This window comes from Tateyamaria sp. (assembly GCF_039945315.1).
GTDB lineage: Bacteria > Pseudomonadota > Alphaproteobacteria > Rhodobacterales > Rhodobacteraceae > Tateyamaria.
The window spans coordinates 20,692-43,514 of the sequence record NZ_JBDUXB010000010.1 but is presented as its reverse complement, the minus strand read 5'-3'; the positions used below and the strand labels follow the sequence as shown (position 1 = coordinate 43,514).

20 protein-coding genes and 2 pseudogenes are annotated in these 22,823 nt (G+C 56.0%); 6 read left to right on the top strand and 16 right to left on the bottom strand.

Annotated features, from left to right (window positions below):
• Positions 1-155 precede the first annotated feature (155 nt).
• Complete coding sequence (locus tag ABJD00_RS03775; protein WP_413848919.1) at positions 156-944, top strand: inositol monophosphatase family protein; 789 nt, start codon at positions 156-158, stop codon at positions 942-944.
• On the opposite strand, the gene ABJD00_RS03770 is transcribed toward ABJD00_RS03775, so the two are convergent.
• From ABJD00_RS03770 to ABJD00_RS03750, 5 genes are all read right to left on the bottom strand, one after another.
• Positions 941-2,014 carry an ABC transporter ATP-binding protein gene (locus ABJD00_RS03770; RefSeq protein WP_413848917.1) on the bottom strand — a complete coding sequence of 358 codons (1,074 nt, stop codon included), beginning with the start codon at positions 2,012-2,014 and terminating at the stop codon, positions 941-943. The two genes, ABJD00_RS03775 and ABJD00_RS03770, sit on opposite strands and share 4 nt — an antisense overlap.
• Positions 2,011-4,230: an ABC transporter permease gene (locus ABJD00_RS03765; RefSeq protein WP_413853618.1), complete on the bottom strand. Its 2,220-nt coding sequence runs from the start codon at positions 4,228-4,230 to the stop codon at positions 2,011-2,013. Before ABJD00_RS03765 ends, ABJD00_RS03770 begins: the two co-directional genes overlap by 4 nt.
• A gap of 3 nt (positions 4,231-4,233) precedes the next feature.
• Positions 4,234-5,259 (bottom strand): ABC transporter substrate-binding protein, encoded by a 1,026-nt coding sequence (locus ABJD00_RS03760; RefSeq protein ID WP_413848914.1) that lies wholly within the window; start codon positions 5,257-5,259, stop codon positions 4,234-4,236.
• A gap of 684 nt (positions 5,260-5,943) precedes the next feature.
• Positions 5,944-6,474, bottom strand: a complete 531-nt coding sequence (locus tag ABJD00_RS03755) for a GNAT family N-acetyltransferase (RefSeq protein WP_413848913.1) — start codon at positions 6,472-6,474, stop codon at positions 5,944-5,946.
• Between the two features lie 21 nt (positions 6,475-6,495).
• Positions 6,496-7,077, bottom strand: a complete 582-nt coding sequence (locus ABJD00_RS03750; RefSeq protein ID WP_413848911.1) for a TetR/AcrR family transcriptional regulator — start codon at positions 7,075-7,077, stop codon at positions 6,496-6,498.
• A gap of 80 nt (positions 7,078-7,157) precedes the next feature.
• On the opposite strand from ABJD00_RS03750, the gene ABJD00_RS03745 reads away from it, so the two are divergent.
• Together ABJD00_RS03745 and ABJD00_RS03740 are read left to right on the top strand one after the other, a co-directional pair.
• Positions 7,158-7,622 carry an MAPEG family protein gene (locus ABJD00_RS03745; protein ID WP_413848909.1) on the top strand — a complete coding sequence of 155 codons (465 nt, stop codon included), beginning with the start codon at positions 7,158-7,160 and terminating at the stop codon, positions 7,620-7,622.
• Positions 7,623-7,996: 374 nt separating this feature from the next.
• Positions 7,997-8,753, top strand: a pseudogene (locus ABJD00_RS03740) (IS5 family transposase).
• A gap of 37 nt (positions 8,754-8,790) precedes the next feature.
• Here the strand turns inward: ABJD00_RS03740 and ABJD00_RS03735 are convergent.
• Positions 8,791-9,747 (bottom strand): annotated as a pseudogene (locus ABJD00_RS03735) (GTP-binding protein); the annotation flags it as partial.
• Positions 9,748-9,851: 104 nt separating this feature from the next.
• Here ABJD00_RS03735 and ABJD00_RS03730 point away from each other — a divergent pair.
• The 3 genes from ABJD00_RS03730 to ABJD00_RS03720 all read left to right on the top strand — a co-directional run bounded on the left by ABJD00_RS03730 (position 9,852) and on the right by ABJD00_RS03720 (position 12,850).
• The gene (locus ABJD00_RS03730) at positions 9,852-10,256 is read left to right on the top strand and encodes an RrF2 family transcriptional regulator (RefSeq protein ID WP_413848907.1); all 405 of its coding nucleotides are present in this window, start codon (positions 9,852-9,854) and stop codon (positions 10,254-10,256) included.
• 341 nt (positions 10,257-10,597) lie between these two features.
• The gene (locus ABJD00_RS03725) at positions 10,598-12,157 is read left to right on the top strand and encodes an acetolactate synthase large subunit (protein ID WP_413848905.1); all 1,560 of its coding nucleotides are present in this window, start codon (positions 10,598-10,600) and stop codon (positions 12,155-12,157) included.
• A 36-nt stretch (positions 12,158-12,193) separates the two neighbouring features.
• Positions 12,194-12,850 carry an alpha/beta family hydrolase gene (locus ABJD00_RS03720; RefSeq protein ID WP_413848903.1) on the top strand — a complete coding sequence of 219 codons (657 nt, stop codon included), beginning with the start codon at positions 12,194-12,196 and terminating at the stop codon, positions 12,848-12,850.
• Positions 12,851-12,902: 52 nt separating this feature from the next.
• Here the strand turns inward: ABJD00_RS03720 and ABJD00_RS03715 are convergent, their stop codons facing one another.
• The 10 genes from ABJD00_RS03715 to ABJD00_RS03670 all read right to left on the bottom strand — a co-directional run bounded on the left by ABJD00_RS03715 (position 12,903) and on the right by ABJD00_RS03670 (position 22,652).
• The gene (locus ABJD00_RS03715) at positions 12,903-14,252 is read right to left on the bottom strand and encodes a sigma-54-dependent transcriptional regulator (RefSeq protein ID WP_413848901.1); all 1,350 of its coding nucleotides are present in this window, start codon (positions 14,250-14,252) and stop codon (positions 12,903-12,905) included.
• A gap of 3 nt (positions 14,253-14,255) precedes the next feature.
• Positions 14,256-14,381 carry a hypothetical protein gene (locus tag ABJD00_RS03710; RefSeq protein WP_255415557.1) on the bottom strand — a complete coding sequence of 42 codons (126 nt, stop codon included), beginning with the start codon at positions 14,379-14,381 and terminating at the stop codon, positions 14,256-14,258.
• A gap of 3 nt (positions 14,382-14,384) precedes the next feature.
• Positions 14,385-15,659: a c-type cytochrome gene (locus ABJD00_RS03705; RefSeq protein ID WP_413848899.1), complete on the bottom strand. Its 1,275-nt coding sequence runs from the start codon at positions 15,657-15,659 to the stop codon at positions 14,385-14,387.
• Positions 15,640-16,836 carry a formate dehydrogenase subunit gamma gene (locus tag ABJD00_RS03700; protein ID WP_413848897.1) on the bottom strand — a complete coding sequence of 399 codons (1,197 nt, stop codon included), beginning with the start codon at positions 16,834-16,836 and terminating at the stop codon, positions 15,640-15,642. The genes ABJD00_RS03705 and ABJD00_RS03700 overlap by 20 nt, the downstream gene beginning before the upstream one ends.
• 147 nt (positions 16,837-16,983) lie before the next feature.
• Entirely contained in the window at positions 16,984-17,592 is a 609-nt protein-coding gene (gene fdh3B / locus ABJD00_RS03695) for a formate dehydrogenase FDH3 subunit beta (protein ID WP_108836121.1), read from the bottom strand.
• A gap of 12 nt (positions 17,593-17,604) precedes the next feature.
• Positions 17,605-20,502 carry a formate dehydrogenase subunit alpha gene (locus tag ABJD00_RS03690; protein ID WP_413848895.1) on the bottom strand — a complete coding sequence of 966 codons (2,898 nt, stop codon included), beginning with the start codon at positions 20,500-20,502 and terminating at the stop codon, positions 17,605-17,607.
• Between the two features lie 144 nt (positions 20,503-20,646).
• Positions 20,647-20,835 (bottom strand): twin-arginine translocation pathway signal protein, encoded by a 189-nt coding sequence (locus ABJD00_RS03685; RefSeq protein ID WP_413848893.1) that lies wholly within the window; start codon positions 20,833-20,835, stop codon positions 20,647-20,649.
• A gap of 55 nt (positions 20,836-20,890) precedes the next feature.
• Positions 20,891-21,499, bottom strand: coding sequence for a molecular chaperone (locus ABJD00_RS03680; RefSeq protein WP_108836343.1), 609 nt, complete (start codon positions 21,497-21,499; stop codon positions 20,891-20,893).
• A gap of 17 nt (positions 21,500-21,516) precedes the next feature.
• Positions 21,517-22,116: a DUF3306 domain-containing protein gene (locus tag ABJD00_RS03675; RefSeq protein WP_413848891.1), complete on the bottom strand. Its 600-nt coding sequence runs from the start codon at positions 22,114-22,116 to the stop codon at positions 21,517-21,519.
• Positions 22,113-22,652: a DUF3305 domain-containing protein gene (locus ABJD00_RS03670; protein ID WP_413848933.1), complete on the bottom strand. Its 540-nt coding sequence runs from the start codon at positions 22,650-22,652 to the stop codon at positions 22,113-22,115. Before ABJD00_RS03670 ends, ABJD00_RS03675 begins: the two co-directional genes overlap by 4 nt.
• Positions 22,653-22,823: the final 171 nt, after the last annotated feature.

Genomic DNA, 22,823 nt, shown 5'->3' with positions numbered 1-22,823 from the left:
ATACAATCGCCTGAGGCGCATACTTATTACTGAAGTGTCTGCCCGTGCCACATTCAAGTACCGCTTAAGGGGAGCATAAAAAATGAATGTTGGGTTTGCGGCAGCAACAATGGTAGCCCGAGCAGATCCAGTCTTCCCCTGCGAAAGTAGAACGCATGCCAGAAAGAATTGAAGTCCTAAAGGATATCTGCAAACAAGCCGGGCGTTTAGCTCTCAAATATTTCCGCGAACAAGACACGCTTGTGATCGACCACAAAGGACATCAGGACTTTGTCTCGCAGGCAGATCGCAATGTCGAGTTGCTGACGCGCGATCTGTTGGCCAAGGCTTTTCCTGAAGACGCCATTGTCGGCGAAGAGCACGCTCCGACCCCAGGCACCTCCGGGTTCACTTGGGTCATTGATCCGATCGATGGCACCACGAACTTCATCAACGGAATTCCGGCATGGACGGTTGTCGTTGCGGGCGTTCGCGGCGCTGAAACCGAATGCGGCGTCATCCACGATCCGGCAAACGACGAAACGTTTGTCGCTGTAAAAGGCGAAGGCGCAAAGCTGAATGGGGCGCCGCTGAAACTTGAAGACTCACGGCAGATTTCCGAAGGCACAGTTGGCATCGGATATTCCAACCGAGTGGATGACCAAGGGATTGTTCGCCTCGTTGCGGCTTTGGTTGATGAAGGGTCAATGTTCTATCGGAACGCGTCGGGGGCTCTTTCCCTGGCTTATGTCGCAGCGGGGCGCCTTTTGGGGTACTCCGAAGAGCACATGAACGCTTGGGATTGCGTTGCGGGTCAGCTCATTGTTGCCGAGGCCGGAGGCTGCGTAGAGGTGCAGAACGCGGACGACATGATACGCGATGGCGGACGTGTCGTTGTGGGAACGCCAGCCGTATTTGATCGGCTACTTGAGCTCTCCAAGACCGCTTTCGGGCAAACTGATTAAGCCTCCGGCAGCAATACCGGCCCTTTTTGAGAAAACCCAACGGTCACGTCAGTGCCAACTTCCAGCGGCGTGTCCACGTCTTCATGGACAGCGAACATGGAACCGAAACTGGCCTCAAGTGTGTATTCCATCCGCACACCGACATAGGTCGCCTTGGCGACGGTCGCCTTGAAACCATCTTGCGCACCAATCACCAATCTGGACGGGCGAACAGCAAGCTTGGCGGCGCCTACGGCTAGCCCACGGGCGGGGAGCACATGAGTGTAGCCCTCAATGGAAATCGCCGCCAAATCGCCATCTACGCTCTCGATGGTACAGGGCAGGATGTTCGCTTCTCCGATAAAATCGGCAACAAAGCGGTCCACAGGCGCATCGTACAGGCTGCGCGGCGTGCCAATCTGAGCGATGGAGGCGTTGCGCATAACCACGATTTCATCAGAGACGGCCAACGCTTCTTCCTGATCGTGGGTGACATAGACAACCGTGAGGCCAAGGTCTTGTTGAATGGCACGGATATCTTCGCGCACCTGACGGCGCAGTTTCGCATCAAGGTTGGACAGCGGCTCGTCAAACAACAGAACCTGTGGCTCCAACACCAAGGCACGCGCGACGGCGACCCTTTGTTGCTGACCACCCGAAAGCTCACTGGGCAAGCGCGTGTCGAACCCCTTCAGCCCAACAAGCTCCAGTCCGGCCAGCGCGCGGTCGCGCGTTTCCGATTTCGAGTATCCAGAAAAAGTCAGGCCATAAGACACATTTTCCAGCACGCTCATATGAGGAAACAGCGCATAGGACTGGAATACCATCGACACATCGCGATCTGTCGCGGGCAACGTTGTAACATCCCGGTCGCCGATCAGAATGCGCCCGGACGTTGCCATTTCCAGACCTGCAATCATACGCAACGTCGTCGTTTTCCCGCAGCCCGAAGGCCCAAGCAAGGTCACAAGCTTGCCCGCCTCCACATGCAGATCGATGTTGTCCACAGCGACAACGTCGCGTCCAAAGCTTTTGGTCACGTTCTCGAAACGAACCGGGGCGGCTTTACTGGCAATAAGTGTTTCGCTCATGTTTGTTCCTTTGCCCCAAATTGCGTGCGGCGTCCGATTTTCGTCCGCCCGACCAACACCTGTAGCAGGCCGACCGCAGCAAGCATGACAAAGATCAGCGTTGTGGAATAGGCGATCGCGAGGCCGTAATCATTGTTCTCGACACGACCGATAATATAGCTCGTCGCCATGTCGTACTCTGCTGAGACCAAAAAGATCACGGCAGAAATCGCAGTCATGGCGCGCACAAAACTGTAAACCAGTGCTGCCAGAATTGCGGGTTTCAAGAGCGGCAAGATCACCCGCCGGAAAGTTTGCCAAGAATTCGCACCAAGCGTGAGAGAACTTTCGTCCAGCGATTTGTCGAGCTGGCTCATCGAAGCGATACCCGCGCGGACCCCAACGGGCATGTTCCGAAAGATGAAGCTTACAATAAGTATGATGCCCGTACCGGTGATCTCAATCGGCGGCACGTTAAAGGCCAGAATGTAACTGACCCCGATAACTGTTCCCGGGATCGCAAAGCTCAGCATCGTGCCAAACTCGAACGCGTTTTTGCCTGCGAAAGACTGCCGTGTCAGCAGATATGCCGTGATGAGACCAACGGCGGCCGTCAACGGCGCAGCGGCGGCCGCGATATAGATCGTCGTCCAGAAACTATCCCATGCCGCGCCTGTCCAGCGGATGCCAGTCTCTTCGAAGCGCACAGAGAACGCGGTGACATAGTGTTTGAAGGTGAGCGTGTTGTTGACGCCCCAAAGTTCGACCACGCTGCCGTAAAGGATCATGCCGTACACAACGACCGTAAACAGACCCCAGACGCCTGCTGCAACAAAAACCGGGACAGCAAGGCCGTTTGGCATCAGCGGATGGACACCAGCATCGCCCTTGCCGGAAACGGTTGTATAGCTCTTTTTGCCAAGCCACATACGCTGCGCGTAGAACGCGGAGAGTGTGAAAAACAAAAGCACCATCGCAAGGACAGCGGCGCGGCCCTGATCGTACTGAGCGCCTACAATTGCAAAGAATATCTCGGTCGACAGAACATCAAAATTGCCGCCCAGAACCAGCGGATTGCCGAAATCCGCCATGCTCTCAATGAAGCCAAGCAAAAAGGCATTTGCCAGCCCCGGCCGCATCAACGGCAGCGAAACTGTACGAAACGTTTGCCAACGGTTCGCACGCAGCGTCTGCGCGGCCTCCTCCATCGACGGAGACACCCCTTCGACAACGCCGATAAGGACAAGGAACGCAATGGGCGTAAAGGCGAGCGTTTGTGCAATAAGCACGCCGGGCATGCCATACAGCCAGCGCGTCGGCTGTACACCAAACAGATCGGCAAAGAACTGCGTGACAGTCCCGGACAGGCCGAACAGCAGGATCAGGGCAAGGCCAATAACAAAGGGCGGCGTGATGATCGGCAAAACCGTCAACGCGCGCAGTGCCCGTTTGTAGCGGAAGCCCGAGCGCGTCACCACAAGAGCGAACACCAACCCCAGAACAGTGGTCAGGATGCCAACCGTGATGGCGAGGAAAAGCGAGTTCCAAGCAGCCCCACAACGCCCCCCAGACAAGCAGCCGAGGCCCCAAAGACGGTCATCAAAAAACTTGGACGCAAAGACCGAAGCAGAGTAGCCACCTTCCTCGGTGATGAAAGCGGCCAAAAGCATCTTTGCGATCGGGAAGAACACGAAAACCGTGACGATAACGATCACGCCACCAATCGCGCTGACAACAAAGACATCTCCGTTAATCGCACCCCGTGCAGCGATGCCTTGGGTGAACAGGAAAAGGTACGCCGAGGCGAGCAAAAGCGCGCCGTATCCCATACCGAACTGGCGGTCGCCAAGGTCTCCAAACAGCGCCGTCAGCCATTCGAAGTTGAACCCCCTGATGCCGATGCCAAAGCCTTGAGCAATCAGCCAACCAAAGCCAATGGCCCCGGACCCAATCAGTATCTTTGCATAAAGCGGATCGCTCTTCTTGCGGCGAAGCGCAAAAAGCGACGTGATCAACGGCAGTATAAGCGGCGCCAGCCAGAGCTTTTCGCCCTGTCCAATCAAAAACGCCGCAGGCGCGTAATCCTCATCAAAGGGATAACCATCAACCAACCATTCAAACGCAAAGAATCCATCTTCGACCCCGTACCAAGGCAAAATACAGAACCCGACCCACCCGGCGACGATCCAAAAGATCAAGGCCGGATGGGCGGTCGTTTCAGTTGAAACGTTTCGCAAGTTTTACTGCGGCAACGTCGAGACGTCTTCGTCCCATTTCTGCAGCAGACGCTTGCGCTCGGCAGACGAGCCATAGGTCTTAAAGTCATAGTCGATCAAAGTAATCGTCGACATGTCCGGCGCAGACGGAGACGTCTCGGCGCCAGTGTTCGACGGCACCTGGAACGCGTTCACTTCCAGCGCAAGGTTTTGAGCGTCCGTGGACAAAGCCCAGTCATAGAACTTCTTGGCTTCGTCCTCATTTCGCGCGCCTTCAATGATCGACATCGAACCGATTTCATATCCAGTGCCCTCACAAGGTGCGACGACCTTCACAGGGAAACCCGAAACAGCCTGCTTCACCGCATCGTGCATGAACACAATACCTATGGTGTTTTCACCACGACCCGCCGCTTTGATCGGGGCAGAGCCGGACTTGGTGTATTGGTTGATGTTGGCATGAAGGCCTTTCATAAACTCAAAGCCTTCGTCTTCACCAAACAGCTGCACCATAGAAGCCAGCGTCGTATAGGCCGTTCCCGATGAATTGGGGTTCGCCATTTGAACGTGGCCTTTGTACTCAGGCTTCAAAAGGTCCTTCCAGCATGATGGCTCGGGCAGGTTGTTGGCAGCCAAAAGGTCCGTGTTGTACCCATAGCCAAGCGCGCCAGAATAAATCCCGATTGTTTTGTCACCGGCGGATGTCGCCTGACTGATCGCCCAGTCATGCAACTGGTCTCGCATCGGCGACACGTAGGCCATTGTCAGGTTCTCTTCGGCAGCTTGCAAATGCGGATCGCCCGTACCACCCCACCAAACGTCCCCTTTTGGGTTGGCAGACTCGGCTTTGATCTGCGCGAAGGTCTCGCCTGACGATTTGCGGGTCATGTTCACGTCAATGCCTGTGGCGTCTTCAAAGCTTCGCGCCATCAGCTGGCACCAGTCTTCTTGCGCCGAGCAATACAGCGTCAATTTGTCGGCCTGCGCGGCAGACACGCCTGCTGTCAGCGCGACGATAGACGTCACGGCAATAGTGCTTAATTTCTTCATGGTAATCCTCCCTTGGCCGGGCTCAACGCCCGCATTTAGTTTCCAGTCGCCACCTTTGGCCGGACCGGAAGTGTCGGAACGTCACATTTTTCGTGATCCTGACCCAACAAGTTCAACGTAGCGAGTTTTTCCGCTTTGGGAAGATAAATGACACTTGGGGGAGATCGGGTATTGCGACGCTTTATCTGACCCGTGTGCAGGTCGAAGCGACCATGGTGGCTGACCAAGCTACGGCATTGAACGCTGGGATTCCCGAACCGTACGGCACTAATACGCCGCTTCATTTTGGGCTAGCCGACACAAACGCTAGCCGACACAAACGAGAGTTACATCGTCAATTTGCAAGGTGTTCATGTATTGAACATGACAAGCACTGTCGTGCGGTTTTGGATCCAACTTAGCAAATCACACCTGTTTGATGTAGCAACAGGCTCGCGTCGAGCAAACTAACCGTTTGTTCTCCAACTGAACCGCAACAGACTACAAATTGGTGGCGGATACAGCGCACGAGATTTTGAGGTCTCGGGTTACATTGCCCCAAAAAGCAGCCCTTTGGATAGTTGTCCCGAATGGCGGCTTCGTCCCGCAACTCGGACAGTCGACCAAAGAAACCGAATGACTGCAAACGCTCAAAGCTGGCGCTCATACACCTCGCAGCGAATGGCTGCTCTGAGCCCAAAGAAGTCAGAGTTTACTTTCTATCAAGTCACACTCCATGAACACGAGCATTTCTCCCAGTGCGGGCGGAAGATCATAGTAGGGTTCGATGAATTTGAACCCAAGTTTCTGGTACATGTTGACGGCCTCGGTTTGTAAAGGCCCAGTATCGAGACGCATTGTTTTGTAACCAAGAGCGCTTGCGATTTGAATCACGCTTTTTGCAAGGCGTTTTCCAATTCCTAATCCCTGCGCTCGCGAACGGACGAACATTCGCTTCATTTCGGCAATACCGGCCCCCAAGTCACGCAACGCGACGCAGCCGTCTACATCGTCGCCACGCCTGGCCAGAAGGAGGCAGCCTTTAGGTGAGTCATATTCCCCGGGAAGACAATCCATTTCCAATTGGTAGCCCTCATAGTCGAAGTACCGTTCTAGAAGCTCGTGATAATCAGAATAGCGGGTCCCGTGCCAGACAAGATACTCTCGCATCAAACCTCTTACCGTTTCCAAGTCCTGCTCACTTTTAGCGAAAGACAACTCGATCGTATTTTCCATTAGCATCGACCTTTTCGTTGCCTAATTGGACAGTTTAGCAATCAGTGCAGTCACGAGATCATCTTCGGAGTGCTTTAACGGGTCACCAATGCCCTCAGATAATCCAAACATCATTATCAACCCCAAAGCAGCCGAATGAATCGCAAATGCAGATTGGCGTGATTGTTCCAACGGTCCACCAAGGTGCGCTGCAAAGGCGCCATACATTCGCGATGTCGTTGAGTGGATGCGTTCAAGAGCATCCGTATTCTTTGCCTCTTGAACTCCTGTTTTTAGCATCTGCGGTGCAAGATACATCATCCGAAAACGATCAAGATCACCCATGTGAAACCTCGTTATTGCGCGCACAAAGAGCTCAACGGCTTCATTGGCTGTATCGGCCGACTCTAAGGACCTTTCTGCCTCATGGGCTTCTGCGCCCAGCCAGTCGACAAACATGGCTGCAAGCAAATCGCCCTTAGAGGGAAACCAATAAAGCACCGCCTGCTTCGAAAGGCCCAACTCACGTGCAATTGCGTCGAAAGAGACGGCGCCCAAGCCGTCAGACGCGAGTAACTCCTGCGACACACTAAGTATCTTCGCGTCGGTTCTAAGGTCGCTCATCAGTTTTTCCTTGATCGCTTACCAATGGTAAGTTTAATTTACTTACCAACGGTAAGCAAGCATCGAAAGGCGATAACACCATGGATTTGCTAAGTTTGGAAAACCCGGTATTTGAGGTTTATGTCACTGCGGCGGCATTAGCCGTACTGAAGCTCATGCTTCAAGGTTGGATGACGGTGTACCGGATGCTGAGAGCCAATTCGGGCTGGGCCAGTCCCGAAGACCTGAGGCCGGGGCTTATCAACCGGGCTCCAGATAAAGCCCAACTGGAAGTCAATGAGTATGTTGATCGTTCCCGTCGGATGCACAGAAATGACCTCGAGAATATTCCCGGGTTTCTGATCGCCGGATTGCTCTTTGTAGTCGTTAACCCGAACCTCTTGCTTGCACAGGTGTTGATGTATGGTTTCCTTCTGGCCCGGCTTGCTCACTTCGGGGCATATGCGTCGCAGCTATCGCATGAAGTCCGAGCGACATTTTACACCATCGGCTCATTGATAGTTATCTATATGGCCGCTCACGTGCTTTGGTCGGTTCTTACCTGACGAATGGAAACTTCCCTTGGCCTCAAAGAAGCGGCGGCTTCCGAGGGACCGACATGCGGACGGCAGTTTCGTCCGCATAGCGGTCGTTCAAGCAGAGCGCAGCGAAGGACTGCTCAGAGCCCAAAGCGGTCGATCGTCAGATCCCGTGCTATTAAACTGATTGATGTAAATCAAAGCCACATTCAAAGATTGGAATGTAATTACTCCTCCAGATGTTGCTTTTAGGGAGGGGAAGCAATGGGAATGTTGAAACGGATTTCAAGTGTCCGTCGTCAGGGTTTTTGGAACCAATGGCGGCCTAGGCTCCAGACCCATTAATCCACTTGAGGCTGTTTTGGCTGCGTGATTCAAGCTCCCGAACTTAAGGGGGTCTGATGAGCAATCTATTTTGGCTGAGCGACCAGCAAATGGCGCGGCTTCGGCCGTATTTTCCGAAGAGCCAAGGTAAGCCACGAGTGGATGATCGTCGCGTATTGAGTGGCATTATATTCATTAACCGCAATGGGTTAAGATGGAGTGATGCGCCCGCTGAGTATGGGCCGCCAAAAACCCTCTACAATCGATGGAAGCGGTGGAGCGACATGGGGGTGTTCGCCAGGATAATGACGGGATTGGCTGCCGAGGCTCCTGACAACAAAACAATCTCACTCGACGCCACCTACCTCAAAGCACACCGCACGGCTTCAGCCTACGGTTAAAAAAGGGGGGCGTTGACGTCTGATCGGGCGGACAAAAGGTGGTATGAACACGAAGTTGCATGCCGTTGCGGACGCGATTGGGCGTCCTATTCGGTTCTTCATGACCGCAGGCCCAGTCAGCGATTACACCGGTGCCGGAGCCCTAGTGAATAGCCTACCAGCCGCAGACTGGTTATTGAGCGACCGAGGGTATGACGCGGATTGGTTCCGTGAGGCCCTTGTAGATAAGGGAATAACGCCCTGCATCCCTGGCCGAAAGTCGCGCGACAAGCCCATCAAATATGACAAGCGCCGCTATAAACGTCGCAATCGGATTGAGATCATGTTCGGTCGCTTGAAAGACTGGCGCCGGATTTCCACCCGATACTACCGTTGTCTCAGGGTTTTCCTATCTGCGATTGCTCTCGCAGCAACCATCTTGTTCTGGCTCTAAATCAATGACTCTGGAGCCTAGGCACATTTGCCCGCTAGGTCCCGATGGGTTTGACACTCGAAAGCGATCCGGCGAGCGAAAATTCAGCAACCCATTCGGGTCGGGTGGCAATCCAGAAATGCCCCTGGCCCGGATGACGCCGGGCAGGTTTCCGTTCAAAACGGCTAGGACTTTCTCAGGCAAAAATGGAACTTTGGCGCGGTAAACATAGGACACCACGCCGTATTCTTCAGTCTCGGGTACATGGTCCGCAAAGCCGTAGAGTTCCCTGGCCCACATTGCGTGTTCATGCGCCTGATCGAAGTCAAAAAGGGCCGGTGTTTAGGATCTTCTCTGCAGCGACGTTAGATTGGTTGGTCTCGATAATTTCCGCATCGGCGTTCAGGCTTCTTATGATCTTACGTGCCGCGTCAACCTTGTCGGGACCAGCATCATCGACCTTGTTCAAGATTAAAACATCCGCAAACTCGATTTGATCCGTCAGCAGGTGCACAAGGGTGCGTTCGTCTTCCTCGCCCAGCGTTTCGGCCCGGTCATGCAGGAAATCGTGGCTGGCGTAGTCGGTCAGAAGGTTAACTGCGTCCACCACTGTGACCATTGTGTCGAGCCGGGCGACATCCGACAGGCTATCGCCAGATTCGTCGCGGAAATCGAAGGTGGCGGCGACGGGCAGCGGCTCGGAAATCCCGGTGGATTCGATCAAAAGATAGTCAAAGCGTCTTTCTGCCGCGAGCCGGCGCACTTCTTCGAGCAGGTCATCGCGCAGAGTGCAGCAGATGCAGCCGTTTGACATCTCCACAAGGGTCTCATCTGTTCGGCTAAGTTCAGTGTCGGCCCGAACGAGATCCGCATCAATATTCACTTCAGACATGTCGTTGACGATCGCCGCGACCCGCCGTCCGTCGCGGTTGTTGAGGACGCGATTGAGACGAGTTGTTTTTCCTGCGCTCAGAAAACCGGAAAGCACCGTGACCGGAAGGCGTTCATCTGACATAAACTGTTCCAACGTTGATGTGATAATTCTCGCAACTTATGTAGTTACTAGAATAATGCAACTGCATAAGTTACTTGTAATACCCGATTGGAGAAAAACCACACATGAAGCGAAACTCGCGCCTGTCGCTTGCCTTGCATACTCTGAGCCATATGGCAGGAGAGCCAGATCGAATGCGGACGTCGTCTGATATTGCAGATCACGCGGGCACCAATCCAGTCGTGGTTCGCCGCGTGCTGGGAAAACTGCGCGAGGCAGGCCTTCTGATCTCTGAAAAAGGCCATACAGGTGGATGGCGCCTAGCACTCAAGCCTCAAGATATTTCCCTTGCCGATGTCTACCTCGCGCTCGATGAACGCTTGGTTGCAGCTGATGAGGCAAGTGACGCACCTGCCTGTTCGATCGAGCACGCATTGCACACGCGCGTTTCCGGGGTTCTTGAGGAAATCGAAAGGAGCCTCGTACAGAAACTTGGAGAGACGTCGATTTCCGAAGTGCGCGGAAGCTGATCTTGTGGTGACCTGATTTTATTGCTGTGCGGTCCACTAGCGGCATCCGTCACTAAGAACTCTCACCAGACCTTCGCTTCGGCGCGCATAAATATCCAAGTCAGCGTTTACGGGGCATTTGAACCGGCAACTGGCAATACACAGGACTGGAACTCAAGACTACGCACACCGCCAACCACCCTAGTGTTTCGATAGCGGCCCTTTTGGGCTCACCTTGATTGTCTTCGGCTAAGTCACAACGACAAAACGCTCCCTCCGACAGATAAGTAATTTGTTTTAAAAGGTTTTCGTGCGAGCATTCACGTCAATTGAACACATTCTACCGGACCAGGGGAAATATGATGAACGGCGCCCAATCACTGGTAAAAACGCTTCTGAACAGTGGCGTGGATACAGTCTTTGCAAATCCCGGCACCTCGGAAATGCATTTCGTCGCCGCCTTGGATCAACACACCGAGATGAACTGCGTTCTTTGCTTATTCGAAGGCGGCACAACAGGCGCAGCGGACGGATATTTTCGCATGAAACGGGATGTTTCAGGCACTCTCCTGCATCTTGCGCCAGGTTTTGGGAATGCATTTGCCAATCTGCATAACGCACGGAAAGCCGGATCAGGGATCGTCAATGTCGTTGGGGATCACGCAACCCATCATCAGCGATATGAAAGCCCTTTGAAGGGAGACATACTTGGTATCAGCCATGCGGTCAGTCATTGGACACGAGTGTCTTCTATTGCCGAAGATGTAGCTTTGGATGGTGCCGCCGCGGTTCAGGCCGCGCGCTCGCAAAACGGACAAATTGCAACACTTGTTCTGCCAGCCGATACAGCCTGGAACCCAGCCAACGCTGCAGCAGAACGGCTGAACACCAAAGAAACACTTCACCGGCCCTCTCCCAAAGATGTCGAGGCCGCGGCGGCGCGCCTTGCGACGCAGCATGCCGCGCTGATGATCGGCGGATCAGCTCTGTTCGGACCACTCCGTGAACTGGCCGGTAAGATTGCGTCCGCGACGGGCTGCCGATTGATGGCCGACACTCTGATACCGCGTATTTCCAAGGGTGCAGGCACAACTAAATTGGACCAATTGGTGTATCCCGTAACACCTAAAATCGCGCAACTTAAAGAAACGTCATCGATTACCCTGCTTGGGACAGACCGACCCGTCGCCTTCTTTGCCTACCCCGGAAAACCCAGCGTTCCCGAGCCTTCGAATTGCCCCACTATAGATTTATGCGCGCCAACAGATGACATAGAATGGACGCTCCAATCGCTTGCTGATGCCGTCGGTGTAACCAACAAGACAGAGACGGAAACTGTTCCACTTGATCTTCCTGCAATTCCCAGCGGTCAGCTGACTCTCGAAAAAGTTGGTTTGACGCTGGCTGCGCTGATTCCAGAAAATGCCATTGTCTGCAATGAATCCGTGACCTCAGGATTTCATGTCATACCGCCCACAGCCACCGCGCGCCCACATGATCTGCTTGCGGGCACTGGCGGAGCAATAGGGCTGTGCTTACCTTGTGCTACCGGTGCCGCAATCGCCTGCCCGGACAGAAAGGTGATTGCCCTGACAGGGGACGGCTCCGCCATGTATACTCTGCAATCACTGTGGACCATGGCGCGCGAAAATCTGGACATAACAGTGATCGTGTTTGCAAACCGCGGTTATCAAATTCTTCGCAATGAGCTCGCGAATGTGGGTGTAGAGAGCTTTGGCCAGAATGCTCAGGCCATGTTTGACGTGGAAAACCCGATGCTTGACTGGGTATCCTTGGCGAAAGGTCACGGTGTTCAGTGTGTGCGTGTCGATGACGCTGATAGTTTTGCGACGGCTTTCGCGGCCGGGCTCTCCAGCGGTGGACCATCCCTGATCGAAGTAGTTTGCCCTCCGCCAGCATGACTATGCTGACGAAAAATCTGTGGAACAGTAGTAACAATGCCAATCGAATTTCTGGAACTTGGCCATAAGCCGACAAGAGCAACTGTGCTTCTGGCACACGGCGCAGGTGCTCCGATGGATTCCACTGGAATGACGGCGATCGCGGAAGCTCTTGCTGCACAAGAACTCAGAGTTGTTCGCTTTGAATTCGCTTACATGGCCCAGCGCCGGACGAAAGGCACCCGAAGACCGCCTCCTCGCGCTGACAAGTTGAACCACGAGTACATGGCTGCGATCGACGCGCTCCACGTTGATGGCCCGCTTTTCATTGGCGGGAAGTCGATGGGTGGCCGTGTTGCCAGTATGATTGCGGACGAACTGTTCAAAGCGGATCAGATCGCCGGTTTGATCTGCGTGGGGTATCCGTTCCATCCAATTGGCAAGCCCGAGAAACTGCGCACTGAACACCTGCAATTGCTGCGAACACCAACACTGATCTGTCAGGGAACGCGAGATCAGTTTGGTTCAAAGCATGAAGTCAGTGAGTATGAGCTTTCTCCCGCGATTGAGTTAAGCTGGTTCGAAGATGGAGACCATGATCTTAGACCTCGCAAACGCGTATCAGGTTTCACCCACGCGGATCACTTAAAATCAATGGCGACAGCAGCAGTGGCGTGGACCGATAGGATCAGTAATCGGCCCCCAGCTTTTTGATCGATGGCAGAGAATTAAACGACGCACTCGAAAAGTAGCCCTACCTCTGCCGCTACGCAGACCAAACCGCCAGTTTACGGTCAATGGTTTTGCGCGACACGCCCAGACGACGCGCCGCTTCGGCGCGGTTGCCGTCACAGCGGTCCAGCATGCGTAGGATGTGGCGTTGGGTCACCAGATCAAGGTTCTCGATGGCTTGCGTACCCGTCACGCTGCCATCGCCCGAAAACGCATCCGGAAACGCGCCCAGGATTACCGACCGTTCAATCAGATTACGCAGTTCGCGCACATTGCCGGGCCAGTCGTATCGGCGCAGTTTCAGCAACGTCTCGGCGTCTAGCTCAAGCGAAGGCATGCCAAGGCTTTCCGAAAAATGTGCCATAAAATGTGCAGCCAGTTCGACGATATCCTCCATGCGGTCGCGCAGATGGGGCATGTCGATCTTGACCACGTGAATGCGGTGATAAAGGTCTTCGCGGAATCGGCCCGCGGCCACGGCCGCTTCGATATCGTCGTTGGTCGCGAACAGAAACCGCAGGTTCAACGGGATCTCACGCTCGGCCCCTACGGGGCGCACTTTTTTCTCCTCTAACACGCGCAGCAGGGCTGCCTGCACCGTTTCGGGCATCTGCGCAACCTCGTCCAGAAACAGTGTCCCGCCATCGGCCAGCAGCAGCAAACCGGGTTTCAGATGGTCCTCTCCTTCGACCGAACCAAAGAGTTCTTGGGCAAAGCGGTCAGGTTGCAGCGTTGCGCAATTGATCGGCACAAAGGGGGCCTCGGCCCGGTTGGATGCGTCATGCAAATGACGGGCGGCCAGTTCCTTGCCCGTACCGCTGGCCCCGGTGAACAGCACAGGCGTCGGCAAAGGGGCAAGACGGTTAAGCATAGTGCGTACAGTTTCCATCGGATCGGACGTGCCCAGCAATTTGCCCCGCTGTGCGCCAGTCGACAGTTCACGGCGCAGCAGTGTGTTGTCCCGTTGCAGGTATTTGCGGTCCAGTGTCCGGGCCACAGCGCTCAGAATCTGGTTGGCGCGGAAGGGTTTAAGAACAAAATCGCTAACCCCGGCACGCAAGGCGGCAATGGCGGTTTCCAGATCCGCATATGCAGTAATCATGATCACATCAGCAAAGAACCCTTTGCGCTGCTGTTCGCTCAGCCAATCAAGGCCAGTGCCACCGGGCATCAGGTTGTCGATGATCACCAAATCATATTGCGCCTCGTCCAGAGCCTTGGACGCTTGCGCAGGCGATCCGACAGCATCCACCCGCTTGACCCGCGCCTCAAACGTCTTTGTCAGAAAGTGGCGCATGCCCACTTCATCATCGATCACCAATATCGAAGCGCCGGCAAGCGATGTGCCGTACATGTCGGGCGTGGCCCGGGCCGCATCGTTCATCGCCTAGTCCAGCCTGACCGCGTCACCCGAGTTGCGGGCTTCAACCGAGAACCCCATCTCTTGCAGCACGAAATACGATCCAATCGAAATCACAATTATCGCGGCAAAGCCCATTAACATGGCTCTCATGGTTCACTCCTTATTGGTGGCCGTGCGCAGAAATGCGATCAGGTCGGCCCGGTCTTGGGGTTGCGCGATCACCTGCATCGGCATCTTTGAGCCTGGAATATAGTGATCGGGGCCCTCGTCAAACAGGGCGTCGATGGTCGTTTCGTCCCAGACAATCGTTGACCCGTCCAGAATGGGTGAAAATCGATAGTCCGGCAATGTCCCTGCCCCGCGGCCAAATATCCCGTACAGGGTCGGCCCAGCCTTGCGCGAAGGCCCCGCGTCAAGGCTGTGACAGATGGAGCATTTACGCATGAACTGCCGTTCTCCATTGTTCATTGTGGCGGCGTCCCGCAGAAAACTGCGCCCTTCGCCACCCGCCGGATCATATGTGTCAAGCAGCGCCACAGGCCAAGCATAGATCACATCGTCGATGCCACCGGCATGGATAACTGTGCCATCCTGCGAAAAGGCCAGCGCCCAGACTGGTCCCGCGCGCATGGCCCGGAAATCGCGGCTGATCCGCCAGCTGTTTGTGTCCACCATCATGATGTGGCCTTCGCCGTCCCCAATGGCCAGCTGACCCGTAGCTGCGTGATGCGTCAAGGCGAGGATCGGACGCCGATCAAGCGTGAAGTCGGCAATCTGCGCGCCGGTGTCGGCGTCCACCACCCTTGTGCCGCCGTCTACCGCACCATAAGCCACCCAGCCGTCCCCGACATGTAATCGGTTGATCCCGAACCCATGCCGAACCACCGGACGCGGTGTATCCATGGTTTGAACGTCATAGCGCAGCAGATCACCTTTAGACGTAGCAGCAAACAGGGCTTTACCATCAGGTGTGTAGGCCACAGCGTTCACCCCTGCTCCGGCATAAGGCAGGATCATGGCCTCTCCCTGTGCCAGCGGCCACAGCACAATATCTCCGTCCCACGACCCGCTTGCTATGAACGTTCCATCCGGTGAGGCCGCCAATGAGGTGACCTTGCCCTTGTGCTGGCCAATCTTGCGCGGGGTGTCGCCCCAATGCCAAACAGCAAAATCATCACCGCCCGAGATCAACGTCCCATCGGTGCCCTGCGCGATCGCAGTTACGGCGGCATCATGGCCTTCCAGCCAGCGGGGTTCGGACCCATCCCAAACGCCGACAGAGTTGTCGAAACTGGCTGAGGCCAGGGTGCCATCCTCTGTCACAACCAGACCCATAACCGGCCCACCATGGCCCTTATAGGTGTTGAAGTCCTGCGCCGCCGCGGGCAGCGCCAGACACAACATCAGACTACTCAGCAGGTGTCGCATCTTTGGGCGCAGCCTTGCCTTTTGCCTCCAACTCTTCGAGCCAGAGTGAGTGGTGTTGACGAGCCCAGGCCTCGTCCACCTCGCCAGATCCCATCGCGTCATAGGCTCCTTCCATGCCAATCGACCCGATATAAATGTGGGCAATGATGATCGCCATCAGGACAAAAGCGACGATGGCGTGCCAGGCTTGGGCGTATTGCATTTCTTCATGTGGGGCGAGACCAATGGGCAACGGCCCGTAGATGGGGAGCGTTTCAATGCCCACACTACGCATCAGATCAAAGGTCTTCATGAACATCGGCAGCTCGAATGGAAAGAGCAGCGACACGCCAGAGAGCGAGATGGAACTCCCCAATAGTATGACGCTCCAGAAGATAATCTTTTGCCCGCCGTTGAACTTTTTAGCCGGCGGGTGTTTCGAGCCGATGATACCGCCCGCCTGAGCAAACCAAGTGATGTCTGTGCGGTTCGGAATGTTGTGCCAAACCCAAAGGAAGAACACCGCAATCAACGCCACAATGAAGGCCCACGCCACGTTGTTGTGGATGAACTTTGAGGCCAAAAGCAGTGTCGCGTTGAACTCTTTGGAGATGTAGGGCGCGATGAACATGCGCCCGAACAAGGTCAAAAGGCCGGTGATCCCAAGCAGGATAAACGATCCGGCCAGCAGCCAGTGCGAGGCCCGCTCAAATGTTTTGAACCGGGTTACAGTGCGCCCAGTCTTTTCGTAATCCAGTTTGACCCGCCCACGCAGAACAAAGAACACGAGCAAAAGCGCAATGGTGCCCAAAAGCAGATAGCCGCCGTATTTGGCCAGCGGTCCTTGGCGAAACTGTAACCACGACATGCCCCCATCCTGGATCAGGACGGAGGCAACTTCGCCCCCTGACGACACGGTGATGTCGGCCGATCCAAAACGCAACGCGCGCCACAGTTCAGGGTCAGAAGCGCCGCCAAGCGTGCCCAGTTGAGAGGCCATGCTGGCCGCACTGTCCGGGTCGCCTGTATTTTCACGGCGATATGATTGGTCAACCTGTTCGCCCCGCTGGCGGGCCATGATGTCTTCGAGCGTTGTGGCACCGCCAGTGGCGGACCGGTCGGGTGCTGTTGCAGTATCCTGTGCCATGGCCGGGAGGGCCAGAAACAGCGCTGTTATCACACTCAGAAGAATTCGCATGATTGTCCTCGATTAGATGCAGAAACCGCTTTCTTTGAAAGAAAGCCGGTCGGAAACTGTCAAAGGTCCCGGGAACAGATTTCAAAACCTGTTCCCGGTGTTCAAAGGCGCAATTTGGTATCGCGCCTTTGGCTTTGCTTTTGCGGATCAGCCGCCTTGGTTGCCGTAGGCAGAACCCCAGCCCCAAGCGCCCGAGCCAAAGCCACGGGCCACGACGCGTTCGCGGTAGATGCCTGACACAACGTCGCCATCACCGGCCAGCAACGCCTTGGTCGAACACATCTCGGCGCAGATGGGCAGCTTGCCCTCGGCGATCCGGTTGCGCCCGTACTTGGCGAATTCGGCGGTCGAGTGGGTTTCTTCGGGACCACCGGCGCAGAATGTACACTTGTCCATCTTGCCCCGGCTGCCAAAGTTGCCTGCCTGTGGGAATTGCGGCGCACCAAACGGGCACGCGTAAAAGCAATAACCGCAACCAATGCAGAGGTCTTTGGAGTGGAGAACCACCCCTTCCTCGTTTTGGTAAAAGCAGTCCACCGGGCAAACGGCCATACAAGGCGCGTCCGAACAGTGCATGCATGCCACAGAGATCGACCGTTCACCGGGGTCACCATCATTGATGGTCACCACGCGGCGGCGGTTGATGCCCCATGGCACCTCATGCTCGTTTTTGCATGCGGTCACACAGGCGTTGCATTCAATGCAGCGCTCGGCGTCGCACAGGAACTTGGCGCGAGCCTGTCCTCCTAATGCCATGTCGTATCCTCCTTACGCTGTCCAGATTTTGCAAAGAGTGGCTTTCGTCTCTTGCATCTGGGTTACTGAATCATAGCCATAGGTTTGGGCCGTGTTGGTGGATTCACCAAGCACATAGGGGTCCGCCCCGTCGGGGTATTTGGACCTCTGGTCTTCGCCCTGGAAGTGCCCACCAAAGTGGAACGGCATAAAGGCTACGCCCGCGCCGACCCTGTTGGTGACCATTGCCATAACCTTGACCTTGCCGCCTTCGGGCCCTTCGACCCAGACCTGCTGACCATCACGCACGCCAAGGTTATTGGCGTCCCGCGTGTTGATCTCGACGAACATGTCCTGCTGCAGCTCGGCCAGCCACGGGTTCGACCGTGTCTCGTCGCCGCCGCCCTCGTATTCGACCAGGCGGCCAGACGTGAGGATGATCGGATAGTCCTTCGAAAAGTCCTGCTTTTGGATCGACGCATACAGCGTCGGCAGGCGGTAGGCATGACGGTCCTCGTAGGTGGGGTAATCCTCCACAAGGTCTCTGCGGTTTGTGTACAGAGGCTCGCGGTGAATAGGCACCGGATCAGGGAACGTCCACACGACGGTACGGGCCTTGGCATTGCCAAAGGGCGCACAGCCATGTGCAATGGCGACCCGCTGAATACCGCCCGACAGGTCGGTCTTCCAGTTGGTCTTGGCACCCGCAACGGCATCAATGGCAGCGCGTTCATCCGCTGTCAGATCACCGTCCCAACCCAGATCCATCAGCATCTGCATCGTGAATTCGGGATATCCATCCTGAATTTCCGATCCAACGCTATAGACCCCTTCGGCCAAAAGGTTTTCGCCATCCCTCTCGACACCAAAGCGCGCACGGAAGGTCAAACCACCCTCAGCAACAGGCTTGGACATGTCGTAAAGGTTCGGCGTGCCCGGGTGGTTCATCTCTGGCGTGCCCCAGCTGGGCCATGGCAGACCGTAGTAATCGCCATCTGCGGGGCCACCAATGGCCTGCAAAGTGGTGCGATCAAACGTGTGCTGGTTCTCCATGTGCTTCTTGATCCGCTCAGGCGACTGACCAGTATAACCGACCGTCCACATGCCGCGATTGATCTCGCGCAGCGTGTCCTCAGGCTCGGGCGTCAGGCCATCTTCTTCCAGCTTGATGTTGCGGAAGAGACGCTCGTGGAACCCGAACTTTTTGGCGAGCAGAGCGATGATCTCTTCGTCCCGCTTGGATTCGAACAACGGATCAATGACCTGTTCGCGCCACTGGATGGACCGGTTCGATGCAGTGACAGAGCCACGTGTTTCGAACTGGGTACACGCAGGCAACAGATACACACCATCGGTGCGATCATGCAGCACGGCAGAGACTGTGGGGAACGGGTCGATAACGACCAGCATGTCCAGCTCTTCCATGGCCTTCTTCATCTCGACCATACGGGTCTGAGAGTTCGGCGCGTGGCCCCAGAACACCATGGCCCGGACTTTGTTCGGGTTGTCCATGTTGTCGGGATCTTCAAGGACACCGTCGATCCAGCGCGAGACGGGAATACCCGACAGGTTCTGAAGTGACTTTTCCTTGCCGTCGACACCGGTGGTGGTGGCAAACTGTCCGCCCAGCCAATCGGCATCTTCACCCCAAACGCGACCCCAGTGGGCCCAAGCGCCTGCGCTCAGACCATAGTAGCCTGGCAGTGTGTGGGACAGAACACCAAGGTCCGTGGCACCTTGCACGTTGTCGTGGCCGCGGAAGATATTGGTGCCGCCGCCTGCGGTGCCCATATTGCCAAGGGCCAGTTGCAGGATGCAGTAGGCGCGGGTGTTGTTGTTGCCGTTCGTGTGCTGCGTACCACCCATACACCAGATCACGGTGCCGGGGCGGTTGTTGGCCAGTGTCCGGGCCACGCGACGCAGTTGCGAACCGGGCGCTCCGGTCACACGTTCGACTTCTTCAGGGGTCCACTTGGCGACCTCTTCCTTGATCTGGTCCATACCCCAGACACGGGTGCGGATAAACTCTTTGTCTTCCCAGCCGTTTTCAAAGATGTGGTACAGGATACCCCAAACCAAAGCCACGTCCGATCCGGGACGGAAACGAACGTACTCGTCCGCATGTGCGGCCGTGCGGGTAAAGCGCGGGTCACACACGATGACGGGGGCGTTGTTTTGTTCTTTAGCACGGAGCAAGTGGAGCAAGGACACAGGGTGCGCCTCGGCCGGGTTGCCGCCAATGATAAAGACCGACTTGGAATTGTGGATGTCGTTGTATGAGTTCGTCATCGCACCATAGCCCCAGGTGTTTGCAACACCGGCAACTGTGGTCGAGTGACAAATCCGGGCCTGGTGATCCACGTTGTTGGTGCCCCAGTAGGCAGCAAACTTGCGGAACAGATAGGCCTGTTCGTTGTTGTGCTTGGCCGAACCCAGCCAATAAACGCTGTCCGGGCCGCTTTCTTCCCGGATTTTCATCATGCCGCCGCCGATCTCATCGATGGCCTGCTCCCATGAAACGCGCTTCCATTCCCCGTTTTCTTTCTTCATCGGGTACTTCAGTCGACGCTCGCCATGGGCGTGCTCGCGAACAGCGGCACCTTTGGCACAGTGGGCACCCAAGTTGAACGGGCTATCCCAGCCGGGTTCCTGCCCCGTCCAGACACCGTTCTGCACTTCGGCAATGACCGTACAGCCGACCGAGCAGTGCGTGCACACTGACTTTTTAAGATCTACCTGCCCCGCGACAGCCGTCGCAGCGCTGGCCTGTGTGACGGTTCCGCCTGTGGCAGCAATTGCTGACAGACCCCCAATCACCAGTCCCGATCCGCGCAAAAACGCGCGGCGGTCCACCGAGGCACCTGCGGCCTCAGACAGGATACTTGTCCGCTGGGAGCGTCTCGCAACCCCGTTGGTCTTTTTCCTAAGCATTTCTCTCTCCCTTGCTTGCTCCCCCTTGGCGGGTTCGCTTGCTTGGCTTTATTCGGCTTCCAGCAGTCGGGCGTCACGCAACCAGTCGCTGTTCACCTGCCATGTCCGGGCTTATTCCCGGGCGCGGCCCTCCCTAATGGCTCGTTAGAACCGAGCGCTGTCAAAATACGCACGCGTGTGCGCGGTATCCTGCATTTTTTCCAGGCTCAGATCCGGCTCAGCCGCCTCTGCCCCTGTGGTCCCGGCTACTGCCGCCGCCGCCGCTATTGGCGCCGTGGTCGTGGCCAGCTTCAGAAAGTCGCGGCGCGATGCACCCTCTTCTTTCTTGCTCATGCGAAAAGTCTCCTTTCGCTGTTTCAGGACAGTTGCCCGCCCCATTTGACGCGGATCACTCCGCCCCGCTCATCCGAAAGGCTTCCGCCTCTACAGACATGAAAATTTTACCGACCGTGCCCACGGGGCTGTAAAAGACCGAATTTTTGGCCTCTTCCAGATCGGTAAAGAAATGTGAGGCCCAAGGAGCCACATGGGTATTAAAGAACTGCTTTTGCGTGGTGATATCCGCCGGCTTGTCAAAGCGGCCCACAATCATCGCGCCCATCATTTCCATCAGGCTGGCAATGCTATCTTCGGGTTCAAACACGGTTTCGGACCGCTGCATGCCCTTGGCTGTCATAGCCTGACGCAGGGCGGCCAGCGGTTTTTCGTTCAGGAAACCGGTCAGGTAGTAGCTGGCGAAGGGCAACAATTCGCCCCGACCCAAACCAATGAACAGCTTGTTGAACTCGGATTCAGCGGCCTTGGGCTTGGTCACCTTTGCCAGCTTCGCCAGCGTGCCGATGGCCTGACCCAATTCGGTATCATCGCCAGACAGACCGGCAGTCTGGGTCAACAACATCTCTTCTGGCGGATTGGCCAAAAGGGCGCCGAGAAAGTTGTAAAGGTCCGCACGGGCGCGATCCATATCGCTGATCGTGGTATCGGGGGCGGCTGTCATATTGGTCTCATCCATCCTCAGGCAGTGTCAAAAGCAAACCGCATCCGGCGCTGGGGCATGGCCACTGGCGCGGGTTCGGGTTCTGGCAAAGGGTCAGGGGCGGCCGCAACGATCATAGGGACCTCCTCCTCATCGTCGGTCAGGGTCGGGGCTTGTGTCTCTTCGTCTTCGTCCTCGGACGTCTCGTCCGTGATCTCTTCGTCTTCTTCTTCGTCATCGACAAAGGCGGTCAGCATACCTTTGCCTACCTGATACACGGTCTGCATATTCTCGATGACCATGGCCGCATCCGTGAAATCCTCACCGTAATCCACCAACCCGTCGAGGTTTGCGAATATCGGGTTCAGCCGCCAAAGCCTGCGCAACGCGCGGGTCTTTAAACGCTGCGGCACGGCGGAATTCAAAAACTCACGCACCTGATCAGGACTTTCCAACGCCTCAGGCTCCAGCAGGTCCAGCTCGGCCAAAATCTCTTCGTCCGACCGTTCGGCCAGCTTCACGTCCTCTGCCTCGGCCACACGCGCATGATCCAACGCGTCTTTTACCTGCGCCTCAGCCTCAACATCAGCACGGCGGCGAGACCAGAAATCGCGGGGTTTTTCATTTGCGCCGCTCAATGGATCCGCCTCCGCTGACGGGCGGGCGAGGCATAGATGTCGGCCACCGACTGAATACGCGGATCGCCAATGCCATCCTGCGTCAGATCAATGCGCTTCTTGTCGCGCTTGCGCTTGATGAACACCTCGTCCTGATGAAACACGGTGACAAAATCCTGCACCCACGCCATCAGCCCTTCGGGCATCGGAACCTTCTCCACGATTTCTTCGCCGCTGTCGGTATAGTCTTGAGCTTCATAGGGCGAGGCCGTGACCAAGAGCACGTCAAGCGGTTCGGCGTCCTCGTTCTCGCTTTCGCGCATCACCACATAGATCGATGGCACCTCGGCCGAGAGGCCATGCAGGTAGGCTTCGGTTTCGGCGCCGTGCAGATCAAGGGACAAGGTGGCGGCGTGGTACTCAATCGCTTCGCCTTCGCGGCGCAGTTCTTGCCAGTGGGCAATGCCTGCGCCGGGCAGCACCGCAACCGCTTTCCAGCTGTAGGAGGCCCAGCGTGTCACGCCAGGCAGGCGCCGCAATACGACGCCCAAAGTCATGGACCGATGCTGGTCTGGGTTTCGGATCACCCTACGTCCTCCCGTTGATCTCATTAAACTGCCAGATTTTTCATCAGAGAAGCGATTTCTGTCTCGCAAAGTGCCCTTGGGACATGTTTTTGCTATTTGGCCAGCCTGTCCGGGGGTGCGACGCGCTAAAGGACGAAATGT

Excerpts from the sequence above, each read along its gene's own strand:
- ABJD00_RS03745 (WP_413848909.1), top strand. The coding sequence starts at position 7,158 with ATGGATTTGCTAAGTTTGGAAAACCCGGTATTTGAGGTTTATGTCACT.
- ABJD00_RS03710 (WP_255415557.1), bottom strand. The coding sequence starts at position 14,381 with ATGAGAGCCATGTTAATGGGCTTTGCCGCGATAATTGTGATTTCGATT.
- fdh3B (WP_108836121.1), bottom strand. The coding sequence starts at position 17,592 with ATGGCATTAGGAGGACAGGCTCGCGCCAAGTTCCTGTGCGACGCCGAG.
- ABJD00_RS03715 (WP_413848901.1), bottom strand. The coding sequence starts at position 14,252 with ATGAACGATGCGGCCCGGGCCACGCCCGACATGTACGGCACATCGCTT.
- ABJD00_RS03775 (WP_413848919.1), top strand. The coding sequence starts at position 156 with ATGCCAGAAAGAATTGAAGTCCTAAAGGATATCTGCAAACAAGCCGGG.
- ABJD00_RS03755 (WP_413848913.1), bottom strand. The coding sequence starts at position 6,474 with ATGGAAAATACGATCGAGTTGTCTTTCGCTAAAAGTGAGCAGGACTTG.
- ABJD00_RS03685 (WP_413848893.1), bottom strand. The coding sequence starts at position 20,835 with ATGAGCAAGAAAGAAGAGGGTGCATCGCGCCGCGACTTTCTGAAGCTG.
- ABJD00_RS03700 (WP_413848897.1), bottom strand. The coding sequence starts at position 16,836 with ATGCGAATTCTTCTGAGTGTGATAACAGCGCTGTTTCTGGCCCTCCCG.
- ABJD00_RS03770 (WP_413848917.1), bottom strand. The coding sequence starts at position 2,014 with ATGAGCGAAACACTTATTGCCAGTAAAGCCGCCCCGGTTCGTTTCGAG.
- ABJD00_RS03690 (WP_413848895.1), bottom strand. The coding sequence starts at position 20,502 with ATGCTTAGGAAAAAGACCAACGGGGTTGCGAGACGCTCCCAGCGGACA.
- ABJD00_RS03670 (WP_413848933.1), bottom strand. The coding sequence starts at position 22,652 with ATGACTTTGGGCGTCGTATTGCGGCGCCTGCCTGGCGTGACACGCTGG.
- ABJD00_RS03680 (WP_108836343.1), bottom strand. The coding sequence starts at position 21,499 with ATGACAGCCGCCCCCGATACCACGATCAGCGATATGGATCGCGCCCGT.
- ABJD00_RS03705 (WP_413848899.1), bottom strand. The coding sequence starts at position 15,659 with ATGCGACACCTGCTGAGTAGTCTGATGTTGTGTCTGGCGCTGCCCGCG.
- ABJD00_RS03725 (WP_413848905.1), top strand. The coding sequence starts at position 10,598 with ATGAACGGCGCCCAATCACTGGTAAAAACGCTTCTGAACAGTGGCGTG.
- ABJD00_RS03750 (WP_413848911.1), bottom strand. The coding sequence starts at position 7,077 with ATGAGCGACCTTAGAACCGACGCGAAGATACTTAGTGTGTCGCAGGAG.
- ABJD00_RS03760 (WP_413848914.1), bottom strand. The coding sequence starts at position 5,259 with ATGAAGAAATTAAGCACTATTGCCGTGACGTCTATCGTCGCGCTGACA.
- ABJD00_RS03720 (WP_413848903.1), top strand. The coding sequence starts at position 12,194 with ATGCCAATCGAATTTCTGGAACTTGGCCATAAGCCGACAAGAGCAACT.
- ABJD00_RS03730 (WP_413848907.1), top strand. The coding sequence starts at position 9,852 with ATGAAGCGAAACTCGCGCCTGTCGCTTGCCTTGCATACTCTGAGCCAT.